The organism is Nostoc paludosum FACHB-159, from assembly GCF_014698835.1.
Taxonomy (GTDB): Bacteria; Cyanobacteriota; Cyanobacteriia; order Cyanobacteriales; family Nostocaceae; genus Nostoc; species Nostoc paludosum.
The window spans coordinates 65,675-91,274 of the sequence record NZ_JACJTU010000008.1; the positions used below are offsets into that span (position 1 = coordinate 65,675).

The 25,600-nt window shown below is 42.2% G+C and carries 24 protein-coding genes; 10 read left to right on the top strand and 14 right to left on the bottom strand.

Translation table 11 applies throughout. From position 1 onward, the window contains the following. Positions 1 to 213 precede the first annotated feature (213 nt). The 4 genes from H6H03_RS10295 to H6H03_RS10310 form a co-directional block, all read right to left on the bottom strand. On the bottom strand, positions 214 to 423 hold the full coding sequence (locus H6H03_RS10295) for a hypothetical protein (RefSeq protein WP_190955186.1): 210 nt from the start codon (positions 421 to 423) through the stop codon (positions 214 to 216). Between the two features lie 4 nt (positions 424 to 427). Further along, complete coding sequence (locus H6H03_RS10300) at positions 428 to 1,057, bottom strand: HPF/RaiA family ribosome-associated protein (RefSeq protein ID WP_190955043.1); 630 nt, start codon at positions 1,055 to 1,057, stop codon at positions 428 to 430. Between the two features lie 87 nt (positions 1,058 to 1,144). Continuing rightward, positions 1,145 to 1,807 carry a phosphoribosyltransferase gene (locus H6H03_RS10305; RefSeq protein ID WP_190955044.1) on the bottom strand — a complete coding sequence of 221 codons (663 nt, stop codon included), beginning with the start codon at positions 1,805 to 1,807 and terminating at the stop codon, positions 1,145 to 1,147. 32 nt (positions 1,808 to 1,839) lie between these two features. Beyond that, a complete protein-coding gene (locus tag H6H03_RS10310) occupies positions 1,840 to 2,247 on the bottom strand; it encodes a DUF2267 domain-containing protein (protein ID WP_190955045.1) in 408 nt (135 codons plus the stop codon). Positions 2,248 to 3,063: 816 nt separating this feature from the next. On the opposite strand from H6H03_RS10310, the gene H6H03_RS10315 reads away from it, so the two are divergent. The 3 genes from H6H03_RS10315 (at position 3,064) to H6H03_RS10325 (ending at position 6,551) form a co-directional block, all read left to right on the top strand. Next, on the top strand, positions 3,064 to 3,567 hold the full coding sequence (locus H6H03_RS10315) for a hypothetical protein (RefSeq protein WP_190955046.1): 504 nt from the start codon (positions 3,064 to 3,066) through the stop codon (positions 3,565 to 3,567). Between the two features lie 456 nt (positions 3,568 to 4,023). Further along, a complete protein-coding gene (locus tag H6H03_RS10320) occupies positions 4,024 to 5,154 on the top strand; it encodes a hypothetical protein (protein ID WP_190955047.1) in 1,131 nt (376 codons plus the stop codon). 152 nt (positions 5,155 to 5,306) lie between these two features. Beyond that, positions 5,307 to 6,551: a glycoside hydrolase family 10 protein gene (locus tag H6H03_RS10325; protein WP_190955170.1), complete on the top strand. Its 1,245-nt coding sequence runs from the start codon at positions 5,307 to 5,309 to the stop codon at positions 6,549 to 6,551. Between the two features lie 278 nt (positions 6,552 to 6,829). On the opposite strand, the gene H6H03_RS10330 is transcribed toward H6H03_RS10325, so the two are convergent. Genes H6H03_RS10330 through H6H03_RS10335 form a run of 3 tightly spaced genes read right to left on the bottom strand, consistent with a single transcriptional unit; the run spans position 6,830 to position 8,681 of the window. After that, a complete protein-coding gene (locus H6H03_RS10330) occupies positions 6,830 to 7,021 on the bottom strand; it encodes a DUF6887 family protein (RefSeq protein ID WP_190955048.1) in 192 nt (63 codons plus the stop codon). Next, positions 7,018 to 7,194, bottom strand: a complete 177-nt coding sequence (locus tag H6H03_RS41985; protein WP_390842106.1) for a DUF6888 family protein — start codon at positions 7,192 to 7,194, stop codon at positions 7,018 to 7,020. The genes H6H03_RS10330 and H6H03_RS41985 overlap by 4 nt, the downstream gene beginning before the upstream one ends. 5 nt (positions 7,195 to 7,199) lie before the next feature. Then, positions 7,200 to 8,681: a site-2 protease family protein gene (locus H6H03_RS10335; protein ID WP_190955049.1), complete on the bottom strand. Its 1,482-nt coding sequence runs from the start codon at positions 8,679 to 8,681 to the stop codon at positions 7,200 to 7,202. A gap of 183 nt (positions 8,682 to 8,864) precedes the next feature. Between H6H03_RS10335 and H6H03_RS10340 the strand changes: the two genes are divergently transcribed. Further along, a complete protein-coding gene (locus H6H03_RS10340; RefSeq protein WP_190955050.1) occupies positions 8,865 to 9,251 on the top strand; it encodes a DUF4280 domain-containing protein in 387 nt (128 codons plus the stop codon). A 109-nt stretch (positions 9,252 to 9,360) separates the two neighbouring features. Here the strand turns inward: H6H03_RS10340 and H6H03_RS10345 are convergent, their stop codons facing one another. The 5 genes from H6H03_RS10345 to H6H03_RS10365 all read right to left on the bottom strand — a co-directional run bounded on the left by H6H03_RS10345 (position 9,361) and on the right by H6H03_RS10365 (position 13,369). Beyond that, positions 9,361 to 10,158, bottom strand: coding sequence for a lipoate--protein ligase family protein (locus tag H6H03_RS10345; protein WP_199338898.1), 798 nt, complete (start codon positions 10,156 to 10,158; stop codon positions 9,361 to 9,363). Positions 10,159 to 10,195: 37 nt separating this feature from the next. Then, a complete protein-coding gene (coaBC, locus tag H6H03_RS10350; protein WP_190955051.1) occupies positions 10,196 to 11,437 on the bottom strand; it encodes a bifunctional phosphopantothenoylcysteine decarboxylase/phosphopantothenate--cysteine ligase CoaBC in 1,242 nt (413 codons plus the stop codon). 100 nt (positions 11,438 to 11,537) lie between these two features. Beyond that, positions 11,538 to 11,750, bottom strand: a complete 213-nt coding sequence (isiD, locus tag H6H03_RS10355) for a protein IsiD (protein ID WP_190955052.1) — start codon at positions 11,748 to 11,750, stop codon at positions 11,538 to 11,540. 155 nt (positions 11,751 to 11,905) lie between these two features. Further along, positions 11,906 to 12,526, bottom strand: a complete 621-nt coding sequence (locus H6H03_RS10360) for an alpha/beta hydrolase (protein ID WP_190955172.1) — start codon at positions 12,524 to 12,526, stop codon at positions 11,906 to 11,908. A gap of 93 nt (positions 12,527 to 12,619) precedes the next feature. Further along, positions 12,620 to 13,369 carry an SDR family oxidoreductase gene (locus H6H03_RS10365; protein WP_190955053.1) on the bottom strand — a complete coding sequence of 250 codons (750 nt, stop codon included), beginning with the start codon at positions 13,367 to 13,369 and terminating at the stop codon, positions 12,620 to 12,622. A 274-nt stretch (positions 13,370 to 13,643) separates the two neighbouring features. On the opposite strand from H6H03_RS10365, the gene purH reads away from it, so the two are divergent. The 5 genes from purH (at position 13,644) to H6H03_RS10390 (ending at position 21,049) form a co-directional block, all read left to right on the top strand. Further along, a complete protein-coding gene (gene purH / locus H6H03_RS10370) occupies positions 13,644 to 15,188 on the top strand; it encodes a bifunctional phosphoribosylaminoimidazolecarboxamide formyltransferase/IMP cyclohydrolase (RefSeq protein WP_190955054.1) in 1,545 nt (514 codons plus the stop codon). Positions 15,189 to 15,853: 665 nt separating this feature from the next. Next, on the top strand, positions 15,854 to 16,084 hold the full coding sequence (locus H6H03_RS10375) for an EF-hand domain-containing protein (protein ID WP_190955055.1): 231 nt from the start codon (positions 15,854 to 15,856) through the stop codon (positions 16,082 to 16,084). Between the two features lie 2,180 nt (positions 16,085 to 18,264). Next, positions 18,265 to 18,762, top strand: a complete 498-nt coding sequence (locus tag H6H03_RS10380) for an LptA/OstA family protein (RefSeq protein WP_190955056.1) — start codon at positions 18,265 to 18,267, stop codon at positions 18,760 to 18,762. Positions 18,763 to 18,789: 27 nt separating this feature from the next. Continuing rightward, a complete protein-coding gene (lptB, locus tag H6H03_RS10385) occupies positions 18,790 to 19,518 on the top strand; it encodes an LPS export ABC transporter ATP-binding protein (RefSeq protein WP_190955057.1) in 729 nt (242 codons plus the stop codon). Between the two features lie 415 nt (positions 19,519 to 19,933). Beyond that, positions 19,934 to 21,049 (top strand): LptF/LptG family permease, encoded by a 1,116-nt coding sequence (locus H6H03_RS10390; protein WP_190955173.1) that lies wholly within the window; start codon positions 19,934 to 19,936, stop codon positions 21,047 to 21,049. Between the two features lie 120 nt (positions 21,050 to 21,169). Here H6H03_RS10390 and H6H03_RS10395 read toward each other — a convergent pair whose 3' ends face one another. Further along, a complete protein-coding gene (locus tag H6H03_RS10395) occupies positions 21,170 to 21,790 on the bottom strand; it encodes a CP12 domain-containing protein (protein WP_190955058.1) in 621 nt (206 codons plus the stop codon). A gap of 328 nt (positions 21,791 to 22,118) precedes the next feature. Between H6H03_RS10395 and bchD the strand changes: the two genes are divergently transcribed. Next, on the top strand, positions 22,119 to 24,149 hold the full coding sequence (gene bchD / locus H6H03_RS10400; protein WP_190955059.1) for a magnesium chelatase ATPase subunit D: 2,031 nt from the start codon (positions 22,119 to 22,121) through the stop codon (positions 24,147 to 24,149). Positions 24,150 to 24,302: 153 nt separating this feature from the next. Here bchD and H6H03_RS10405 read toward each other — a convergent pair whose 3' ends face one another. After that, complete coding sequence (locus H6H03_RS10405) at positions 24,303 to 25,088, bottom strand: RNA polymerase sigma factor SigF (protein ID WP_096537712.1); 786 nt, start codon at positions 25,086 to 25,088, stop codon at positions 24,303 to 24,305. Positions 25,089 to 25,600 lie beyond the last annotated feature (512 nt).

The following is a 25,600-nucleotide window of genomic DNA, read 5'->3' on the forward strand; positions in this document are numbered from 1 at the left end:
TTCATATTATCCATAGTTTAATCGCTTGTTCTGCCAGCGTCATCCTATAGGAATTGGGCATGGGGCATGGGATAAGAGGAGGCAGGATAGCGCAGCGTTAGCGAGTCCGCGAGCGTCGGCAGGAGGCAGGAGGCAGAAGTTCTTTAATGCGTGAATTTTGTTAGCGCAGCGTTAGCGAGTCCGCGAGCGTCATTTTGAATTGATTTGTCTCCCCTACTCCCCATTGTCTCCACTGGGAGGATGAGCATTTTCAATATGCTCAATCAAGCTTTCAGCCATTTCAACGGCGACAATAATCAACTGTTGTTCGATTTTTCCGTAGCCTCCTTCGTCGCTGATTTGGGCATAAATGTGGGGATTGGATAACATTGCAGCGAGGAGTTGCGATGCAGTTTGTTTCAATTCATAGACTTGTAGGTTCACACGTCTATTGCCTCCAGTCTAACGGTAGTTCAATTAGAGTCTGCTCAGATTTGCCAGCACGAACTCCTGGCTTATCAGTAATCTTGACTGTGGTTGCTTGGAGTCCTTCTTCACCTTCTTCTACGGAAAAATAGACACCAGTACCAATTTCTAGGCGTTGAAAGTCGTCATGTAGCACGCTATTGCAATGGAAGTAGATTTCCTGACCATCCAAGGTTTTAAGAAAGCCATAACCGCGATCGCGAAATAACTTGGTGACAAATGCCGTTGTATCCTGTGCCACTTCACGGTTTTGAGTTTTATGGCTCTCTTGTTGGCGCTGGGTGAGTTTGACGAGTTGCCCACAAGCAGCATCAAAGGCATCTCTAATTACCACATTTAGTGGCTGATACTGCTTACCGTTGCCGGGATTACTTTCTGCTACTAATTCGTGACCGGGAGGTACGGTAATATCAATTCTGACTCTATAAGGAGAACCACTGCGGGGGCGATCGTGTATCTTTTCAATTGCGATATGGCAACTATTTATGTAATTGCAAATATGCTCTAGCTTGGCAATTTTTTGATTAATTAAAGCAGCGATCGCATCAGTTTTCTCTAGATTGCGATAGGTAATTTCTGGTGTAATTTTCATTGGAAGGCTGGGAATGAGGGAATGGGGAAATGGGGAAGAATAATAACTGCTAACTCAACACTCAACAGTCAACAATCAATACTCCCCTCACCCAGCAAACAATGGTTGACCATTATTTGCTGCTTTTATGAGTAATTCTCGGACTTCTTGGTCTGTAGTTTGCGGAAAGTTTTCGTACCAAAGACCAACGCTGTAGAATGGGCTGGGTTTGGAGACACAAGCGATTTGGTCTACTTCAGGTTCTAACTGTTCACAAGTTTCAGGTGCAGCTACGGGCACAGCAATTACAATCGCAGCCGGTTGTTGTTTTCGCACAGCCACAACAGCAGCCCACATAGTTGCACCTGTGGCTAAACCATCATCTACCAAGATGACAGTGCGTCCGCGTAAGTCTGGAAAAGGGCGATTGCCTCGATAAAGCTGTTCCCGGCGCTCTAACTCTCGTTCTTCTTGCACTGCCACCCTAGCAATTACTTCATCGGAGATATTCACCACGTTGATAATATGTTTATTGAGTATCCGCACACCACCAGGAGCGATCGCTCCCATTGCTAATTCTTCTTGGTCGGGTACACCCAATTTACGTACCACCAAAATATCTAAGGGAGCATTTAAGGCTTTAGCAACCTCAAAGGCCACGGGTACACCACCCCTTGGTAAGCCTAAAACCACAACATCTGAGCGATTAGCATAGGCAGCTAACTCCTTAGCTAAAAGTTGACCTGCAAACCTCCTGTCTTTGAATAGCATGGTGTAACACTCCTAATTAAATTACAAAATTTTTAAGTATTTATCCGCATTCGTCCTTCACTGCCCGCCTCAAACAACGGATCGAATTCTGATGGCAGTTGAGAGCGAATATCATTGATTTCCCCTCTGCTAATCGCTTGACTCAATACCTCAATGACTACACGGGCATGATAAACAGCGTCTGGAAGCTCTACACTTTCTCTTTGACTGACTCGCTCAAAAAATTCATCAATAGAGAAGCGTTCTCCAGTACCTGCATATTCATGTCGCATATATTCTGCAATGCCTCTTGGCAGTTGGGCAGCGGCATTAAAAGGCTCATCTCCAGCTAACCGTTCTGCTAGCGTCTCCAAAGTTGCGCGGGTTGCCAGTTCTGCATCACCACGCGAACTGAGATGGGCGCGATTTTGCACCTGTCCAATAAACTCATCGTGTTGCATTTTCCCTCCAGATCGCGCATGACTTGTTATGGTCTGACGTTCTGAACCGATCTTAGAAAGCTAAAAATGCCATGTCCTCTGACTAACGGGGCGACATCTTCAATCTATAGTTCTATCAAATGGATGACTCACACCACATTTGTCAAAAATCTTGGTAACTAATGAATCGGCTGTAAGGGCAGCTATGCGCCTTTCGCTATGTATAGCCCGCATTTCTCACAAGTTTGAAATGCAGAGGGGCACAGGGGCAGAGGGGAAAGAACAAGGCACATTGAACTCTCCCCTGCTTAAGGTTTTGAGAGATGTGGTGAGAAATCCGGGATAGGTATGAGGTATTCGATGAAATATTATCAACCAGATGGAGGAAGATTTTTTTATTTCAATAAGCTAAAAATTACAGATTAAAGGGCACAGCTAGCTATGCCCCCCGAAATTACAATAAATTTCTCCCAGTTGCCAATATTTGTTATTAGACTTATGCTGAGTATATATTTTAACTCAATTGTAAACAAAAGTTACTTAATTAATGCCAAATCCGAAAATCTATAGAGGAAAGAGTAATCATAACAAGTGCTAATTTTAGGCTTTTCGGCTTTTGTTTAATCAAATGTTGATGTTGTCTTCACATTAATCGGGAATTATAAATTTGCGACGGTTCAGAATATTCTGATTATTTTAAGCAAGTATGAAATTATGTTAAAATTCACGCAATAAATGTCATTGAAATTATCCTTTAACACTTTTGACTAAAAATCAATAGGGTAGAATAACTGAATAACGATCCGCTATTTTTAATCTCAAAGCAGGATTTTATAAATGATCGGCTTAACTAATTCAGAAAACGCTACAGTTAGCAGCACAGCAACCACTAAGAGGCTCGCAAGAGCAATGATGGTTTCTGCTGGAGAGTTTTCACTGATTTTAGCGTGTTGTAACAGCGTTGAAAGACAGCAGCAAGTCCTGAATTGGTTAACAGAATTTTCATCAGCCGACATCCCAGAAATCCTACTTACACCTGCGGCTGATACGTTGTACACGCCCATTGCCAATACAATTGGTGCTACTCAACCCGAAGCTTTGATGGTACGGGGCTTAGAATCTGTAGAGGCAATTAATCAACTAATCATCAGTACCAACATCATGCGAGATGAGTTTCGCAAACAGTTTAAGTTTCCCTTGGTGTTGTGGGTTAATGACGAAATTCTGTGCAAGCTAGTCTGGTTAGCACCCGATTTTAAAGATTGGGCATCTACTACCATTAGATTTGATGTACCTAATAATCAGTTAGTTGAAGTTGAACAACAAGCCATTAGCGCCTAAACTTTTTGAGAAAAATAGGGAGTAGGGAGTAGCTAGAGACGCGATTAATAGCTTCTGTAGGGAGTGGAGGTTGGTGTGCTGACTATATGTTGCTCTCAAGAAATAGAAATTATTCTTTACATTAAGTAAGGCGATCGCATTGCAGTAAAATCAAGTAGCGTTTGAGTTAACGCAGGGTACAGCAACATCTGGCGCAGAAATTGGTATCACTCAGGAAAAGTTTTAGCTGCATCCAGTATGTTGTCAGATAATAAAGTTGAGGTTCTTTGATTTTGCTTGAGTCTACTTCAGGAACAAAGAATCATTACATTAGCGTCTGTCTTTATATCTGCTTCAAAAGACAAACATTAAGTTAATCCCAACTAATGAAGTTCTGGGATTATATAGTTTCTTGTCCTGAGTCGCTCGATATTATTTATTAGTCTTATAACTATTGACTAATGGCAGTATATTAGTATGAAGATCATGGTGAAAGCTTATTTTAGCACAAATAAAGCACGAATTTTTACTGCTTTGGTTTTGACTGGTATTTTATCTGTTACCAGCGGTTTAACACTCATCAAAGATGCCACAGCGGCTTCTGCAAATTTCTCACTAGAAACGAGCAGTGATGTTTCTAAAGACAATATTAAATCAAATCGCTTGCCGCGTCCAGTAGCTAACGCTGTGCTGCAAGATTTAGCCCAAAGAGAAGGAATTTCCACTAGAGAACTCAAAATTACTAACTATAATCAACATACTTGGAGTAATGGTTGTTTGGAATTACCTCAACCGGATGAAGCCTGCACAGAAGCTTTAGTTTCTGGTTGGCGGGTTGTGGTCTCTAATGGCAAACAAAATTGGATTTATCATACTAATAACAACGGGCGATTACTACGTTTAGCCTCAACAAATAATCCTTCAGACAAATTACCCACATCTGTAAAAAATGCTGTTTTACAAACTGCATCTAGACGTTTGCAACAACCAATTTCCCAGCTAAGGATTGTTGAGTCTCAACAGCAAACTTGGAGAAATGGCTGTTTAGAATTAGCGAGTGCTGATGAATTCTGTACCCAAGCCTTGGTACCAGGTTGGCGGGTAGTTGTTGGTGGACGGGAAAAAACCTTGGTTTATCATACCAATCAAACAGGTTTGGTAGTTAGGCTGAATGAAAAGGCTAACCAAAATGCACTAACACCTGTGAAAATTCCAGCTAGCGAGTTACCACCACCCTTGGATCGAGATGTAGTATTTCGACAAATTTCCAGTGGGGGATTTGCTGGTAGAACCTACGAGACTGTTTTACTCAAAAATGGGCAATTGATTCGCGTGCGGATTGGTGATGAGAATGATTCTGAGCGTAGTGTTCGCCGTGTTTCTGTACAACAGGTGCGAAAATTTTTGCGATCGCTAGAGCGCTATAAATTTACTCAATACCGCAATCTCAGTTACCCAGCACCCAGCGGTGCTGCTGACTATATCACCTACACTCTCACCAGCCAAAAAAATACAGTTCAGTACAACGATATTTCTCAAAATAATCTGCCAAGCAATTTACAAGTAGTAGTTAAAGCTTGGAATCAGATTACAGCTAGCGCTCAATAGTGATTGGGGACTGGGGATTGGGTACTGGAAATCGGGATTGATAATTGGGCATTCATAAAACTTTTCCTAGTCCCCAGTCCCTAGTCCCCAGTCCCCAGTCCCTTTTACAGCATACAATCGAAACGATAATTTTATCGTACCTGTGGTAGATGATGAAAAGCTTTGTAAAGTGGTGTGTTGGGTTTTGGAATATTCGTAAAGGCAGAAAGTCGGGGTTATTTCTCCTCATGGCTACCTTAAGTGTGGTAGCTACGGTGATGTTATCGTTTCCCTTAACCGCTCAAACTATTCCTCAGAAATTACCGACCCATGAGTTAAGGGGAGTGTGGTTAACGAATATTGATAGTGATGTGTTATTTGAGCGCGATCGCCTTAAAGGATCTTTACAACGCCTTGATGAACTTAATTTTAACACCGTATACCCAGCGGTTTGGAATTGGGGTTATACGCTGTATCCTAGCAAAGTTGCAGCCAAAGTAATTGGGCGAGCGATCGATCCCACACCCGGACTGCAAGGGCGAGATATCCTCAAAGAAATTGTGGATGTGGGACACCAAAAAGGGTTAACAGTTATTCCCTGGTTTGAATTTGGCTTTATGGCACCAGCGGATTCCTTACTGGCTAAGAATCGCCCCCAATGGCTCACCAGTCGCAGCGATGGGACACGCATTGTTAAAGAAGGTACACATAATCGAGTTTGGCTCAATCCTTTTCGTCCAGAAGTGCAACAATTCATCCAAGATTTAATCGTTGAAATTGTTAGAAATTACGATATCGATGGCATCCAATTTGACGACCATTTTGGCTTACCTTCAGAATTAGGATACGATGCTTATACCGTGGCACTTTATAAAAAAGAACACCGCGGTCAAGCTCCTTCTAAAAATTTTAAAGATCCAGAATGGGTACGTTGGAGAGCTAACAAAATCACCGACTTTATGAAGCGGGTATTTACAACCATCAAAGCTACTAAAAAAGATTGTATTGTTTCTGTTGCACCCAATCCTCAGCGTTTTTCTTACGAATATTTTTTAGCAGACTGGCAGAAATGGGAACGGATGGGAATTGTGGAAGATTTGGTTTTGCAAATTTATCGGGATGATTTGAATGTTTTTGTGAGCGAATTAGAGTATCCAGAAGTGAAAGCTGCAAAGAGTCATATTCCTGTGAGTGTTGGCATTTTGGCTGGATTAAAAAATAGATCTATATCCATGCAACAAATTCAGACACAAGTGCAAAAAGTACGCGATCGCAACTTTGCTGGAGTCTCTTTCTTTTTCTATGAAACTCTCTGGAACATGGGCAAAGAAAAGCCCCTAGATCGTCAAACTACTTTCCAGAAAATTTTCCCCACACCCACAACTTACCCGAATTTACTTGCCGGTTGGAAACCATAAAGTTAATTTTTCTAAGAATCTGTCGCTGAACGCATCGCTTACCCCTCTTCTGTCACTTTCCGAAAATATTTGCCATTTCTGAATTCTAGAGCTTTTGTATAGCAAGCGATAGCGCGATTATTTTCTAACAACAAATACAAGACCTATTTTTTTCTAATAGTATAGCTTGTATTGATTGCCTCATGAGGCTTCTAGCGATCGCCCTCCCGGAGATTGACAGAAGAGGGGTAATTTAGGTGAGGTTCATCGAGAATCACTTAAGAATTCCTCATGTGTTTTTAACTAGCTTGCTGTCCAAACCGCCTTTGTAATTCAGCCTCTGCTTCTTCAATTGTCATCGGCAATTGATTTGGAGATTGGGTACGTCTCCTATCTATGTAGATATGAAATGCTTCATCATCATTGCGATATTCCAAAATATAAGCTTTTAGCTGCTCTAAAGGCATTTGTTGAAAGTTAGGTTTTGTCATAACCAAAAAATTTCTCCAGTAGGTGTTACCTCAGCTTCTATTGAATTATTAGCCAAGATATAAATATTTCTGGTGCGCTCGTCTAATCTCACAAGGTCTATTTGTTTATAAACCCTCGTAAGTTGAGCGCACACACGAATTGCGGATATTGCTTGTTTGGGTCTAGGCTCCATAAGCACTATCCTATGCCCAAACGCCCAGCCAAACCAGGAGTCAGGGGTAATAGGGTGGTAATCATCAAGAATAAAGCCAAAAGCCCTAAAGCGGCTCTAGCATCGTCGGGTTCAGTAATTTCATTCAAGCTGGGGCGTTCTAAATCTCGTTGCAAGAAGAAAATCACAAACGCCCAGTACATGGCAAGAACATTACCAAGAGACACTAGCACCAGTAAAATTAAAGTTGCTACAGTTGCTCGTCCTGCGGTTTTGCGCCCATAAATCGCCTGGACAATACGACCACCATCTAATTGTCCTGCGGGCATTAAGTTCAAAGCGGTAATTACTAACCCCAACCAACCAATCACCACTAAGGGATGAACGCTTACCAAAGACGACTGCAAGGCGGAACCAAGGACAACTCGCGCCAAGCTTCCCACCAAAATTGACCCTTGGAAAAACTGATTTGGCAATTGAAATAAGCTACCAGGGTGGGAAAGCAGCAAGCCAGTAATCAACATTCCCAAAGAAACGATACCACCTGCGGCTGGCCCTGCCAAGGCGATATCAAATAATACTTTGCGGTTCGGCAATAGAGACTCAAAGCGGGTAATTGCACCAAAGGAACCAATTTGCACAGCAGGTAGAAAAAACGGCCAGCTAAGGCGGATTTGGTGACGCTGAGCAAGTAACCAATGACCGATTTCATGAGCTACTAAAATCGCAAATATGCCGGCAGCTATGGGCAAAGCTTCTGTGAACCTTCCGGGACTAGTAAAGAAATCAAAATTCAGCAGTAATCCCGCAGCTTCTAAATTTGTGGCTATGGTCGCTACCAAGAGAATACCTGCAAAAGCTTTTTGCGATAACTGCATTGGTCGGGGATCGTTGCGACTAGGCAGGACAATTACAACTGGTCTGCCATCTGTATTTTCGACTAAAAACAAGCGATAGCGATCGCCAAGCCGTTCTTGCAAACTTGCACTCAAACGGTTGTGAATTTCTTCTGGTTCTCCCCGCAAATTGCCTTTAAAAATCGCGCCATCTTGGTAGGGGATGGTTTCTGTGGCGAAAAATGTATCAATACCGAAAATACCTTTAATTGCACTCAAATCATCTTCTGGTATCGGTGTAATCTGAGGTTTGAGTTCTATGACTGTTGGTTGTGGCGAATTTTCTTCAGGTGAGGACTCGGCAGCAAGTCTTTCGGTTGCCCGCTGCTTGAGTATGGCATCTTGCCCAGCTTTGCGTAGCTGGCTGCCCAAGTAGATGTACAATCCAGCAGAAGCTACCACTAAGAACAATATACCTGCTATGTTGATGTAAATTCCGGCGGCAAACAATCCAAAAAACAGTAGCCACGGAGTCATCAACACGACCGACTGTAACCAGGCCAAGATTCCTAGCTTGCCAAAAGGTCTGGCGCGATAAAAGCCCCAACCCAAAATGCCTAAAGCTACTAGCAGAATTGCTGCCAAGATAGAAGTTTCTGATAAAGTAGACATTTTCAAACCTTTGCTATTGAGACTAAGCCAGAACAAGTCCGGTATTGCAGACACACTTATTAATGTATAACGTCGCCCGCCTTCTGCCCAAATTATCCGGCTTGGGGTTTTGCGACACAACCTAATGAATGCTACGCTACATTATGCAGGTAACTGTATCTTGATTTGTGGAGGGAATAAATTATGGCTCTGCAAGTATGTTCCGGTGCAACCCTCAAGTGTAGTTTTGGTGCAGCACCAAGTTCGTTGGTAGTTCTGCCGATCAATCGAGTATTAACTGGTACGCCGGATGCGAACATTTTGGATAATAAGCCAATGGTGAATATCATGCCTTTTGGTATGTGTTCGTCTTTAGCTAATCCAACAGTTGCATCCGCCACAGCAGCAGCTTCGGGTGTGTTGACACCTATGCCTTGTATACCTGTTATCCCCGCACCCTGGGCCCCCGGTTCGCCTACCGTTCTGATTGCTAACAGCCCAGCACTGAATAATACATCTAAGTTAATGTGTGCGTGGGCGGGTGTAATTGAGGTAGTTTATCCTGGTCAATCAACTGTATTTATTCCCTAAAAGAATTTTAGATTTTGGATTTTAGATTTTGAATTGACTTCATACTTTGCAATAGGGTATGAAAACTATTCTTTGTGATTAAAAACCTTATAAACGTTCTAAGTCTTTCCTACATAACCTCAAGTTTGGGAATGGGCGATGGCACTTCATAAAGCGATCGCAAATTAAGAATATCCTCCCATTCTTGTTCTGTGAATGGTTGGGTGACTAATTCTATACCAAAATACTGTTTTGCCGTTTGTGTCAGTGTATCTACAATCTTTACAATCCAGCTATCCTGTTCTTGTACGTTACAAAATGAGGTATTCCAGGGGGCTGATTGTTCAAAGATTTCCTCAAATAAACCTTTGTCTGTAGACAAAATCATCGAACCGTGTTGAAGAATAGCATTTCTTCCTTTGCGTTGGGCGCTGCCTATGAATTTACTTCCATCGGTGGTAACTAAGTCAGCGGCCGTTGCTGTGTTGAAGCAACTGGGATTGTGAATGTAACCCCGTCCAGCAGAACCATAATCTAACTCAATACCCAACTTTTGCCAGCCTTGAATGAGAAAGTTACAGATATTTTCATAAATACCCCAGCTTTTTGCAGCACTCGCTGAGGTAATCAAAGCGTAGGTTAATTCTCCTTGATGGAGAACAGCTCTACCTCCCGTTGGCCGACGAACTACATCGAGTTCCTGTCCCTGGTAGATTAGATTATGCCATTGGGTAGGCCATTGTTTTTGCAGATGTCCCAAGGAAAGCGCGTAGGGATGCCAGGTATAAAAACGCAGGGTAGGCGGATGGTGTCCCTCTTCGCATTGCTTGAACAACCAAGCATCGATCGCCATTTGTACTCCTCCTGATGTCTGAAGCATTGGAATGAAACGCCAGGTGGATGGTGACTTGGTTGCTAATTGTCTCATCTATTTTATCTTCAATCCAAAATCCAAAATTGAAAATCTAAAATTCGTTGGTGAGAAAATCAAATAATTGATGCGCCATTTCTAATTTAGAACAAGGTGCGATCGCCATCTGCCGCCCTTGTATATCTAAAAATATCGCTTGATTATTATCGCTACCAAAACCACTATCAGGTTTATCGATGGGATTAGCAACGATGGCATCTAATTTTTTGTTCTGTAATTTTTCTAACGCAGGCTTGACAATATCGCCACTTTGTGCAGCAAAACCAACTAATATTTGATGCGACTGTTTGAGTTGTGCTAATCGGGCGACTATATCGGGTACGGGTTCCAAGGGTAAAGCTTCGGGGAGCGATCGCTTGGGCAATTTTTCTGTACTATAATCTCTGGGCTTGACATCTGCCACCGCTGCTGACATGACAATGATATCAGCGTTGGCTAAATATTCCACCATAGCGTGATGCATTTGCTCTGCACTTGTGACAGGAATTGCTTGCACTCCCAATGGTACTTCCCAATTCGCTGGAGTATGCACCAGAGTGACTCTTGCGCCTCGGTGGAGTGCCGCCTGGGCTAGGGCTAATCCCATTTTACCAGTGGAAGGATTGCCAATAAACCTTACTGGGTCAAGATATTCTCGCGTTCCCCCAGCACTAACTAAAACTCGTTTCCCGATTAAATCTCGTTTGCCTTGGGTGTGCAGGAGCGATTGGATGTAAGCTAGAATTTCTGGCGGTTCTGCCATCCTCCCAGCACCGACGCGATCGCAAGCTAATAAACCCGATGCTGTATTCATGCCATGATATCGGCTATCGATCAACAGCTGTTGCCAATTTCGCTGCACCGATAGTTGTTCCCACATATCCGTATTCATCGCTGGTGCTAACAATACAGGACAAGTAGAAGCCAGCACGGTGTTTGTGAGTAAATTATCAGCCATACCGTAAGCTAACTTTGCTAATGTATTAGCCGTCAACGGAGCAATTAACATCGCATCTGCCCATTCACCCAACTCAATATGCAACGGACGAGAGTGAGTTGGTTGCCAAAAATCATTATCTGTGTATGCTTGATGGCGAGATAGGGTTGCTACAGTTAAAGGTGTGATAAATTGTTGTGCGGAACGGGTGAGAATGACTCGCACTTCCACCCCAGTTTTAAACAACGTCGAAATCAACTCACAGACTTTATAGGCGGCGATACCGCCACCTATAGCAACTAAAACCCTGTTTAATTTTGGATTTTGGATTTCGGATTTTGGATTTAAGGGAGATTGCATTGGTACTATCGGATTAAGTAATTGATACGTTAACCCTAATAATCTTTGATTTTAGCTATTCAACCTCAATCCAAAATCTAAAATCTAAAATCTAAAATTGCTAGGCTTCGTCGTAGGGTTCCAAGTCTAACAGGTAAATGTAGGGTTCCACTAACTCTGGACGCTGAAATGCGATCGCTCGTAGTAGATGCCAATCATTTAAACCCTCAAAAGCATTACTGTAGTTATCCAGTTCCAGACGACAAGCCAGCTCTTCTACTTCTGCCGCGGTCATGGCAGCAATTTCTTTCCTGGAAATGCTTAGAGTTGTCATAATGCTTGCCCCTCCCTTATGCAGCATTCGCCTTCAGCATGGGTGAGGTTGCGTTATTTTGCAGCCTCCCAATATATCTTACTCATTAGAGGTCATTGATTTCGTGAAATTTTTCCGCATTTATACCAGAATTTATAAAAAAATCGTAATCTTGACTAAGCAATTGTCTTGACAACGAAGTTCCGTAGCACGTTTAACGTTTGTGGATCTATTTCATGCCCCGTGTCAAATTCGTGATATTCTACAGCCACTCCCAAAGATTCTACAGTTTCTCGTGCCTTCCATGCGGCTTGCAGCGGCACAACTTCATCATTTCTCCCGTGAGTAATTAAAGTCGGGGGGATTTTACCTTTAGCTGCGGCGATCGCATCAGGATGTAAATACCCACTCATCACAACTAAACCTGCTAGGGGTAACTTCGATCCTACATCTAAAGTCATGGCCCCGCCTTGAGAAAATCCACTCAAAATAGTCCGTGACAAAGGTATCTCAGTACTGCTTTCTAAAGATTGCAAAAAATCTATTAGCAGTTGCCGACTTTCTGCCAACCCTTCATACATATTTTCTACCCTCAAATCGTACCATGCTCTCCCTATAGGCGAGTAGGGATAAGGAAAAGGTGCATTGGGTAATACAAATTGGTAATCAGGTAAGTTGATAAAAGGTAACAAAGATGCCACATCCTCAGCATTAGCACCCCAACCATGCAAAGTGACAATTAAACCTGCGGGCGGTTGAGAATTCCCTGTGGGGACGTTGATAAATTGTAGAGACAGAGGTTTACTCCTAGAAATATGACTCTTTTAGTAGATCCTATCTCTTGAAGTAGACTTGTGTATCAGCAAACGAATGCCACTTGGACAGAGTTTTTACCAAGGAACTGGTTGACCAAGATGAAAAAAGCCACCACTCGGCCCATCATCGGGGAGTATTGCTAACTCAACGCCAGTTTTCGCTCCTTCGGCGACATCTATCATTGCACCTTCACCGCCTAATTCAGTTTTCACCCAACCTGGATGAGCGCTATTAATCTTCACAGGAGTATTACGTAACTCATGGGCTAGATGGATAGTAAAGGCGTTGACTGCTGCCTTAGAAGCATTGTAAGCAAATGGTTTCGAGTCATATATTGGTGAATTGGGAGTAGCATGAAGTGTCAATGAGCCTTCAATACTAGAGATATTAACGATTCGACCGCTAGGGCTTTTTAAAATTAACGGTAGCAATACTTGAGTCAGTTCAACCAAGCCAAAAAAGTTGGTGTTAAATGTTTGGCGAATAATGTCTATTGAAACAGAACTGGCATTACTCGTTAACCAATCGCCATCCAAAAAGACACCTGCATTATTAATTAAAATGTCGAGTTTACCAAAAGAATCGCTAATCTGTTGAAAAGCAGACTGAATTTGAGTACTGTTAGTGATATCAAGAGCGATCGCTTCTGCTGAGACTCCTTCATCGTGTAACTTACTGACTGCGGTTTTTGCTGCTTCTAAATTCCGGGCTGCTATCAAAATCGTTAATCCATGTTGTCCGAGTTGACGGCTCATTTCCAGCCCTATACCCTTATTTGCACCAGTAATCAACGCTACTTTATTCTTGAGTTCGCTATTTACCATCGTTAGCCACTCCCTTGAATTGAACAACTATGATGCATTTAAAAGCACTATGTTTAAGCTTTGATTAAATAATCTCACGAAGTCCCAGGTAAGAAAACCTGGAAAAAAGGCTAGGTTTTATCAAGCAATATTTTATATTTGGCGATCGTTGTAAATCAAAATATAGGACTCCTATTTGATTTTTGAACAAAATTCCGTATGGTCTTGAACTGAGCCAAGGCTTATGCAAAACTTGAGATCCTTCGCTCCCAGCCGACTTTTAAGGAATTGATTCATGGCGCGTCTAGCACTGCTGAGTGTATCTAATAAAACTGGTTTAATTGACCTAGCCCGTAGCTTGGTTGAAGAATTCGACTTTGATTTAATCAGCAGTGGGGGAACAGCCCAGGCACTCAAAGATGCTGGACTCCCAGTTACCAAGGTTGCTGATTATACAGGCTCACCAGAAATTTTAGGTGGTCGAGTTAAAACGCTACATCCCCGAATTCATGGCGGAATTTTGGCACGGCGGGATGTTCCCCAAGATATTACAGATTTAGAAAATAACCAAATTCGCCCGATTGATTTAGTAGTAGTTAATCTTTATCCTTTTGAGGAAACTATTGCTAAACCGGGGGTGACATTAGCTGACGCTGTTGAACAGATTGATATCGGCGGCCCGGCAATGCTGCGGGCATCATCGAAAAACTTTGCCCATTTGACTGTATTATGCGACCCAGGACAATATAACGAGTATTTAGAGGAATTGCGGCAAAACAACGGCGAAGTATCTTTACAATTTCGCCAAAAGGCAGCTTTAAAAGGATTTTTGCATACTGCAAGTTACGACCAAGCGATAGCGCAAGCGCTGACTTGTCAGTTCGCATCTTACCTCGCAGGCACACAAAACTACAACCTCAGCGGTACACAATTACAATCTCTGCGTTACGGCGAAAACCCTCACCAACCTGCCGCTTGGTATCAAACTGGTACTACACCAACGGGATGGGCAGCCGCGACAAAACTCCAAGGCAAAGAACTCAGTTACAATAACTTGGTTGATTTAGAAGCTGCACGCCGAATTATTGCCGAATTCACTGATACGCCAGCAGCAACGATTATTAAACATACAAATCCCTGTGGTACGGCACTGGGAAGTAGTATTTCAGAAGCCTATCAAAAAGCTTTCAATGCCGATTCTACCTCTGCCTTTGGTGGCATTGTGGCACTCAACCGGCCCATAGATGCAGCTACAGCCAGCGAGTTAACTAAAACATTTTTAGAATGTGTGGTTGCACCAAGTTGTGAAGCGGACGCCCAAGAAATTTTAGGTAAGAAATCTAACGTGCGAGTTTTGATTTTACCAGATTTGAACAGTGGGCCTAAAGAAACAGTAAAAGCGATCGCAGGTGGTTTTCTCGTCCAAACTAGCGATGACATCATTGCTGATACTAGTCAATGGCAAGTAGTCACCGAACGTCAACCTAGTGCTGACGAGTTGGCAGAATTGCTGTTTGCTTGGAAGGTTTGCAAACATGTCAAATCTAATGCGATCGTTGTAACAAGCGATCGCACTACACTAGGAGTAGGTGCCGGTCAAATGAACCGCGTCGGCTCAGTGAAAATTGCCCTAGAACAAGCCGGGGAAAAAGCCAAAGGCGCAACTCTCGCCAGCGATGGATTTTTCCCCTTCGATGATTCAGTCAAAACAGCCGCAGCAGCAGGAATCACAGCCATTGTCCAACCAGGCGGAAGTTTGCGCGATAAAGATTCCATCAAAGCCGCTAACGACTTAGGTTTAGTAATGGTGTTGACTGGTGTACGTCATTTTTTACACTAACTTCTGTTAATCTGGTGCAGTTTTAAAACTGTCACTCAAAATACTTGCTCTTTGATAAAAGCAGTGATATCTTTTAGTTGTGTGTGAGGAGCAAGTTAAAAATAAAAAGCGTTTGGGGTGGAAACACGGCAACACTCCCAAGCGCTTTTTAATTTGCATTATTAAGTCTTTCTGATAGCCCCAACCTGCTGATATCATTTCCGGTTAAAGACTTAGGGACTTGCAAATAAATAAATATCCCATCCCTGCGGGACGCTATGCGAACGCTTTTAAGGCAGGGGGCAGGGATCTCTTAGCTGGGGCGACAGAAAGTCGTTTTGAAGGAGGAAAATTGAATAATTTATTTTCTGGAGTTCCCTTATCATTAGGATTGACGCAAAGAAAAGTCTGAGGGGCAAAAAATATATTTATCTCTGATAATACCAGCAGATCGGATTTTTCAGGTAATAGATAAAAAAGGGCGATCGCCATTGTAGACAGTACTAATTGGCCAGACATAATGGAGTCCAGAACTGGTTTAACTCCTGCACTCGTTAAACCAGGGCAAGACACTGTTCATACCATTTCACTAAATCTAAGCCCTAGCGATATCTATTTATACATCTTAGGATATAAGTTAGTTTAATTATGAAATATTAAAGTAAAATTAATTCAGATAAAAACTTATGACAACCGAGCAAGAGCTTCAATCTCTTTTTAAGACTTTAGATCGCGATCAAGACGGCAAAATCTCCATTAATGAACTTTTTTTAAGTCCTGGCTTAAGTGCAATCATTTCAGCAGACACAGGTATCAGTAGTCCTCAGGAGTTGCTAGGTATGTATGGAGATAAAGACGGTAGCATCACCTTTGAAGAGTTAAAGAAAGTTGTTGAGAAAGCAGGGAATTTAAAGTAGCAGTCAAAAAAATAAGGGTATCCTATTCCCTATTACCCTTATTACCCCTTCTAGGATACCTTGAGAGGGGTTTTGTTATAGGTGGGAAAAGTTAATTCCTCCCTCCTTCCTCGGCTTGCGTTCCTCCAGTAATAATGCTGGTATTACCTTGTAAGCTAACTACAGAATTGACAGGTAATGTCTTATCTGCAACAATCTGTGCTATTACAAGTTAAATCTTGTTGCGTCATCGTCTATCATAATATTTGCATTCATTTAAATGTGGTTGTCTAGATTGTTGTCCGTAGCGATCGCTAGTAATCAATAATGTTTAAAGTTTCAATGTTATGAGAGTTAGTTTGGCATTTATTTTTATGAAGGAATTAAATAGTTTATTTGCAGAATCTACTAACTTGATAAATACTACACATTAGTATCTATGTTGATGGCTCACAACATTTGTGAAAATACCAAAAACCTGTTCTATTGTTTCTCGTAGTAATTAGACGGTCATTAATCAAGGAATGTTAACCGGATTTTGCTCTAGTAAGAAAATCCTCTCGTCAAACAAAAATATATTATAGAGTTTAATAATAGAAGTTTCTAGAAAAGTTTTTGATTTTTATCCTGAACTTAACGGTTTGCTCATGCAAAAATATACCTGATTAATGTCATGATTTTGCCGCCATCTATCCTAAGAGGGATTTTGGGTGAACGGACACTTAAACTGCGATCGCCCTATGGCACCCCTACAACTGCATGAGTTTTACCCCTGGCACTTCTAGCATTATTTTCAGCCTTGGCTGAAGGCTAACGCAAAAATAACATGGGAACTCGCAAGTAGCCTTTCCCACAAAGCAGCCCCAACCGCTTTGACATGAGGTTCAGACCAGCGAGTCACCGCAGAGATGTCTTCATAAGTTTCTCGGCATTGCTGAATCTAGGGATGATTTTTACCTCACGCAAAGGCGCAAAGGCGCAAAGAATCTACCTTTAGCCTTCGTCAAAAATCTTAATTCATCCCGCATTTATGCAACGCCCAACGAACCAATTGATTACACTAATAACTGTTTCTAAATCAAAGGATAAAGGCACAAAAGGATCGATGGGCTTCATGAAACTTAATTAACTTTGGCAGTGGATTTGCTTAGTTGGATAGTTCTGAAGATAAATTAAGCTCTGACAGCTTGACTTTGATCTATCCGATATTTTCTCATGATTGCTGCCAAATCAAGCGATCGCTTCATCCCCCATCTTGATAGCAGTATTTTATACCAATTATCTAAAATTCACCAACATGTTTCTGATGTAGGTAAAACATCTTTCCTATAACCGTACTTTTCTATTAGCTGCTTTCTCACTTGGGCAGCACTCAATCGAGTATATAATTTTCTACTTCTCCTTTAGATTTACTTTGAGACCATGTGGGGTATTTTGAAAGGCAAGAGCAGAGAAATTTATTTAAAGAATTTAAAATTTTTATTCAAAATACTTGCTTTTTTATGGAAGTAGTGATATGGTTTATTTGTGTGTGAGGAGCAAGTTAAAAATAAAAAGCGTTTGGGGTGGAAACACGGCAACACTCCCAGGCGCTTTTTAATTTTGCGTATAAAAATTTGGATTGTGGTACACTTTTCAAAGTGTCACCCGCTACACTCAAGTTTTAGTTATAGCAGTGATATCTTTCATTTGTGTGAGGAGCAAGTTAAGAATAAAAAGCGTCTGGGGTGGAAACACGGCAACACTCCCAGGCGCTTTTTACCTGGTATACATAAAAACATAATCGTATCTTTGCGTAAGTCCTGATACAGCAGAATTTAGTGGATTCAAAAGCACAGCCAAAGAGGCTCCCTCAAAATTTCAGAATTCAGAATTAGAATAGGCTTTCGGTGTAGTTACCAGACCTAGATGGTGTACGGTACTAACTTGGAATCTACTGTATATCAGTGTTTGTGCAAAATGGTGTTACCGATAAAAGATAACAAAAGTAACGGTAATAATCAGCAGAATATTTAATTTTTTTAATAACCGAATTTTGAAAGTGGATTTTATATAAAGTTGTGTGAAACCTTGAGGTTGGGGGTAGCGTCACTATTTCAGCCACCAGTTATCGGAAATCACTCCAGATTGGACATTTCATTTCTGGATAGAGTACTTGAGATAATTAAAACACTAGCCCAAATTCTCAACCCCAAATTGCAATGATACCCTGCTATAAATTGCCCATATCCCAGATACGTCGTGTTGGATTAGCTTTATTGATGCCAGCTTTTTTCTTAGGAACTTTTGCTGTCCCGAACCAACTGCAAACCGCTACTGCACAAACACCTGGAGAAAATCGCCCTCTAACTATCCGTGCTGATGTACAAGAATATGATGCCAAAACTCAAGTAATTACGGCTCGTGGCAATGTGCAAATGTCGTATCCTTCTCGCCAGCTTCAGGCAACGGCCGCCCAAGCACAGTACTTTAGTAAAGAACGCCGGATTGACTTTAGTGGCAACGTCTATATTTTGCAACAGGGAGGTAACAGCATCCGGGCAGAGAAGGTAACCTATTTAATTGATGAAGGGCGATTTGTCGCTTTACCCCAACCCAACCGTCAGGTAGAGTCCATCTACATGGTGGAGGAATCAGATAATAATGGACAAACTGCGACACCTGCCCCACAAACACCGCAATTTAAACGTTCTAATTAGCATCTACCATTAAGAAAGGCTGCAACAGTGAAAATTGTTTTAGAGAATATTCATAAATCTTACAACAAGCGAGTAATTGTCAATCGCGTCAACCTTTCTGTTTCTCAAGGCGAAGTCGTTGGTTTATTAGGCCCCAATGGGGCTGGTAAAACGACGACTTTTTACATTGCTACAGGTTTAGAAAAACCCAACCAAGGAAAAGTTTGGCTAGGTAATCTCGATATTACAGGAATGCCAATGCACAAAAGGGCACGATTGGGTATTGGCTATCTAGCACAAGAACCAAGTGTTTTTCGCCAGCTCTCGGTACAAGATAATATTTTATTAGTGCTAGAGCAAACTAATGTGCCACGATGGGAGTGGTCAAGGCGATTAACAACTTTACTGCGGGAGTTTCGCTTGGAAAAATTAGCTAATAGCAAGGGAATTCAACTTTCTGGTGGTGAACGACGCCGCACGGAATTAGCAAGGTCTTTGGCTGCTGGACGAGAAGGGCCAAAGTTTTTATTTTTGGATGAACCATTTGCGGGAGTCGATCCCATAGCAGTCTCAGAAATTCAGCAAATTGTAGCTCAATTGCGCGATCGCGGTATGGGTATTTTAATTACAGATCATAATGTCCGCGAAACCCTCGCCATCACCGATCGCGGTTATATCATGCGTGAGGGACAAATTCTCGCTTTTGGGACTTCTGACGAACTCTACCACAACCCCCTTGTGCGCCAATATTACTTAGGCGATAGCTTTCAAGTGTAAATTTAAGAATTCAGAATTCAGAAGTCAGGAGTGAAAAAATCTTTCTATTTAGCTTTCAGATTGAGATAGCGTACTTAATTTAATCACAAATTACTGTATTAAGTTAATAATTTAAAAGAATAGTTTCATCTTTTATTTTTCAGCATGAATTTATTCGTTAATCTCTAGCTATGGAGAATTGATTTGTGAGATCGAAAACAGTATACACAGCTAAATATAGTGCAGGATATAGATAGACATTTCTAAACCCGATTATGAAACCTTTTTTACTCCTGAATTCTGACTCCTGAATTCTGACTCCTACTGTATACTTTGCTTTACCAGGGTTGCCAATATTTAACTTTTGAAGTTGCTTATGATATCAAAGAAACTCACGTCGTTCTACAGCCTAAATTCGCTGCTGCCTTTTACGATTATGGATCGTTATCTTGGCAGCGAATTGTTACCTCCGTTTTTCTTTGGTGTCGGAGCTTTCTCTTCAATCGGTGTCACCATTGATGCTGTATTCGATCTAGTTAGAAAAGTCGTCGAATCTGGATTACCTGTAGGCATTGCCATCCAAGTTTTTTTATTAAAGTTTCCCAACTTTATCGTTTTAGCCTTCCCCATGTCCACACTGCTGGCTACTTTGATGACCTATAGTCGTCTTTCCAGCGAGAGCGAACTAATAGCCTTGCGTGGTTGTGGAGTGAGTGTCTATCGCATGGTGCTAACTGCTGTGATGTTAAGTTTTTTGGTCACAGGAATGACATTTGTGTTTAACGAACAAATTGCACCAGCAGCAAATTATCAAGCGGCTATGACTTTAGATCGAGCGCTCAAATCAGATAAGCCAACTTTTAAACAGCAAAATATTTTTTATCCTGAATACCAAGATGTTATCCAGGCGGATGGCAGTAAAAATAGAATATTATCACGCTTGTTTTACGCCGACCAATTTGATGGTAAGCGTATGACAGGTTTGACAATTATAGATCGTTCAACTAAAGGTCTGAATCAAATTGTGGTATCAGAATCCGCCCAGTGGAATGCTTCTCAAAATGTTTGGGATTTTTACAACGGCACAATCTATTTTGTCGCAGCCGATCGCTCTTATCGCAACATTGTCAGATTTGAACACCAACAACTGCAACTACCCCGCACACCATTAAATTTGGCAGAAAAAAGCCGGGACTACGATGAAATGAATATTGCCGAAGGGTTCGAGCAATTAGAAGTCGAACGTCTCGGTGGCGATCGCCAAAAAATTCGCAAACTCGAAGTTAGGATTCAACAAAAAATCTCCTTACCCTTTGTGTGCGTAGTTTTTGGCTTAGTCGGCGCCGCGATGGGAAGCATACCCCAGCGCACCGGCAGAGGCACCAGTTTTGGAATTAGCGTTATAGTTATTTTTTCCTATTACTTACTTTTCTTTATAAGTGGTGCGATCGCACAAGCAGGCGTCCTCTCTCCCTTTATGGGGGCTTGGTTACCCAACTTCGTTTTTTTAGGAATAGGTATATTTTTATTGATGCGAGTCGCCAACCGGTAAATTAAGGGACGCGGGGACGCAAAGACACGGGGACGCGGGGAAAGAGAACACAGAAAGCATATTTGATAATTTCTCCGTATGTCTCCCACTTTCCGCGTCCTCTTCTTTCCCACACCTCAATCACGGATGATAATTTCGACATTCTGGCGCATCTGGATTTTCCTTACAATATTTTTCAAAAGTAACTTTAGCTGACACCATACCCTCAGCTTTTTGATGAGCCGCTTCTGCTTGGAGTTCTTCTACCTCATCCCAAGCAGCTGCACACGCCTTAGAATAGGCACCTTGTTCAGTACAAATAGCACGAGCCTGTTCAATAGCTTTTTGAATTCTCTCCTCTAACAGTGGCACTTTTGGCGCTTCCACAAAGTCGCTTTTGGTCAAAATGTCGGTAATCGAGATAATCCCTAGCAGCTTACCTTGAATCACAGGCGCTCTATGGATACCAGTATTAGCAAATAACCTTGCTACATATTCCACAGCCAGATCGGGGTTTACCACAATACAAGGCTTACTCATAATTTCATAAACCCGCACTTCCTTCGGATCTTTACCGTAGGCTATTACCTTATAGACAACATCTGTTTCTGTGACAATACCATAGGCATCATTGTCATAGCGACGATCCACAACCAGCGCCCGCAATTTTTTTTCTTTCATCAGCCCCACCGCTTCGGCCACAGTCGCCGAACCACGAATGGTAACTACGTTTTTGGTCATGATATCTTCAGCTTTCATCATTGCTGTAGTCTCCTGGAAAATAGTACAGTGCGGCAAAGTGCCCTCAGAAGCGTATCGAAGCATTGCAGCGCACAGTTTGTTAACTAGAAAGTGAAAAGCTTGAATTTTTGCCCAGCTACAACAATAAACTTAGAGCAATTGTCAATTCCTGATGTTATCGAATGTGACCAATGCCTAAAAACTCAGCATTAATTATGATAATATTCTGTCAATTACGATCTTGCAGTATTCTCAATAACTCTAATTCTCCAAAAATCAGAGTTTGAGCTTTAGTTGACCGAGGCATACAATGATATGCTAAAAGCCTAGACTAGCGATTATTGAAACCATGCCTGCGCCCACTATCAACCCTAGTATCACTGCCTTTCCCTTAACAGCCGTAGTCGGTCAAGAAGCGATTAAGTTAGCCTTACTGTTAGCAGCTGTCGATCCGGGGTTGGGGGGAGTGGCGATCGCAGGCCGTCGCGGTACGGCAAAATCTGTGATGGCTCGTGCTATCCACGCACTACTACCACCCATCGAAGTAGTTAAAGGTTCCATCAGTAATTGCGACCCCAATCACCCAGAAGAATGGGACGATCGCCTTTTGCTAGAGTATGCAGATAAAGACATTCAAGATATTCCTGTCGAAATCATTCCCGCGCCTTTTTTACAAATCCCTCTAGGTATTACAGAAGACCGACTTCTCGGTTCTGTGGATGTAGAACAGTCGGTAAAACAGGGCGATACAATTTTTCAGCCCGGTTTACTTGCCAGTGCCAATCGCGGCGTCCTGTATGTCGATGAAATAAATTTATTAGATGACCAAATATCAAATCAGCTACTGACAGTATTATCCGAGGGACGCAACCAAATTGAGCGGGAGGGAATTAGTTTTCAGCATCCTTGCAAACCGCTGTTTATTGCCACTTACAACCCAGAAGAGGGAGCATTAAGGGAACATTTACTAGATAGAATTGCCATCACTCTTTCTGCCGACGGTGTACTCGGCTTAGATCAAAGAGTAGCAGCAGTAGAGCAAGCGATCGCCTACTCCCAATCTCCCCAACAGTTCCTCCAGCAGTACAGCGAAGATTTAGACGCCTTAAAAACCCAAATAATCCTAGCGCGGGAATGGCTTAAGGATGTCTGCATTACCCACGAACAAATCGCTTACTTGGTGAATGAAGCAATTCGTGGTGGAGTTCAGGGACATCGCGCCGAGTTATTTGCCGTGCGAGTTGCCAAAGCGGCCGCAGCTTTGGAAGGACGCACAACAGTAAATGCCGAAGATTTGCGCCGTGCTGTGGAATTGGTGATTGTACCACGGGCAACAGTCGTGCAGACACCGCCACCAGAACAAGCACCGCCACCACCACCACCGCCACCTCAAAATCAACAAGAACCAGACGAGTCAGAACAGGAAGAACAAGAAGAACAGGAAGAACAGGAAGAAAATCAAGAGCAAGAACCTCCTAGTATCCCCGAAGAATTCATCTTCGACCCAGAAGGAGTAATTTTGGATGACAGCGTGCTTTATTTTACCCAAATGGCCAAGCGGCAGGGTAAATCTGGTAGCCGCAGTGTCATCTTTTCCGATGACCGGGGACGCTACATCAAGCCAATGTTGCCCAAAGGCAAAGCGCGGCGCATTGCCGTAGATGCCACCCTCAGGGCAGCTGCTCCGTATCAAAAAGCACGCCGAGAACGATACCCAGACAGAAAAGTGATTGTCGAACAGGGTGACATTCGCTCAAAGCGCTTGGTACGTAAAGCTGGGGCGTTAGTAGTGTTTGTGGTAGATGCTTCTGGCTCAATGGCCTTAAATCGGATGCAGTCGGCGAAAGGCGCAGTGATGCAGCTTTTGACAGAAGCTTATCAAAACCGCGACCAAATAGCCTTGATTCCCTTCCGGGGAGAACAAGCGGAAGTATTATTACCGCCAACACGTTCTATTGCTTTGGCGCGTAACCGCTTAGAAAGATTACCCTGTGGTGGGGGTTCACCCTTAGCGCATGGTTTAACCCAAGCTGTGCGCGTCGGCTTAAATGCCCAGATGAGTGGAGATATTGGGCAAGTAGTACTTGTAGCAATCACCGATGGGCGGGGTAATATTCCCTTAGCGCGTTCTTTAGGCGAACAGTTAGAACCAGGAGAAAAACCAGATATCAAAGGGGAATTGATAGAAATCGCTGCGAGAATTCGTGGTTTGGGGATGCAACTGTTAGTGATTGATACGGAGAGTAAGTTTGTTTCCACTGGGTTTGCTAAGGAATTAGCGCAAACAGCAGCAGGTAAGTATTATCATTTACCCAAAGCGACAGATAAAGCTATTGCTGCCATGACTAAAGGTGCGATCGCTGATTTAAAATCTCGATAATTAGTCATTAGTCATTAGTCATTAGTCAGTTGCTTTTCTACTAATACCAATCTAAAAAATTAATGGGACAGATGGATTCACGAAACTCTTTGTGAGAAACAAATTATCAATCCAAAATCAAAAATGGTATAACTACTGATTATTGACTAATAACTACGACCCAGTGGGCATAACTTGTGGTTGTAAATAGCAAATTAAATCTTGAATTCCCTTTTGTAAATACCGCGTTACTGTCATCGGACTAGTACCGATATTCTTAGCAGCATCCTTGCGAGAAAGTTCCTTCAAAAATACCATTTCAACTGCCATCCGGGGTTTTTCTTCTAACATATTGATTGCCCCTTGGAGTTGTTGCCGTTCTTCGTCTAATTGTTGTTGAGCAGTAGAACGGGGACAAGGAAGTGCTTCTCCCAAGGTGATTTGACAATCAACATAGTTAACTGCGGTCGCATCTAAACTTAAAGGCAAACGGTTTTGAGCAGCTAACTTGGTTTCTTGCCATTCTTGCAGAGATACCCGGAGTTCTTTGGCAATTTCAGCATCCTTAGGGGCACGACCCAAAGACATGGCCAATTCTTTGCGAACCTTTTGTCCTTCGTTGTAGAGTTCTTGCCAACGACGAGGAATCTTTAATAGAGTACTGCGATCGCGTAGAAAGTGCAGCATCTCGCCACGAATATATGGCACAGCAAAAGAACTAAAAGCATATCCTTGACTGGGGTCAAAACGCTCAATTGCTCTAATTAAACCAAAATAACCAATTTGTTCTAAATCTTCATAAGGTTCATTACATTGATGGCTAAATTTATGAGCCATCTTCCGCACTAGGCCAGTATGTAATTGTACAAGTTTATTACGAAGTTTTATAGATGGATTCTGGTGGTACAAGTGTAATAATTCTATACCATCAGTTCGTAGAGAGGACTCACTTGCTGCCATATAAATTCCTTTGTTGTAACTCCTATTTCTGACAAAATGGAGTTGCGTATATCTTATTCAAGGCTGTAATTATTTTCGTTAGCCAAGGCTGAATAAGCCATCGTCGTTTCACTGAACTTATCAGGGGTCACACTCCACAATTCAGTAGATGTACGCATGATTTTGCTACTCGATCTCTGGCTGCTTATTTTTATTTGCCAAGTAACAATTAAATCGCCGGTAATCCTTAGCTTTTGCTACAAAACTAGCTATTTATGCTGATAGATGCATCAGTTACCCAATATTCATCTGTCATACTGAGTACAACGCGGATCGGTACTAGATTAATCCTGAAAGAAGCTGTGCAATCTGATTTTTTTAGTTGGGTATGGATGAATATTGCCAATCAATAAACGAATTAATTTGTCTGGTATTTGTCCAGAGTTTTGTTTCTTTACCAGCGTGATTCCAACTTTTGGCAAGACACTTGGCGCTGATAGAACCTTCAAAATTGCAGAACTGTGCCAGAAATG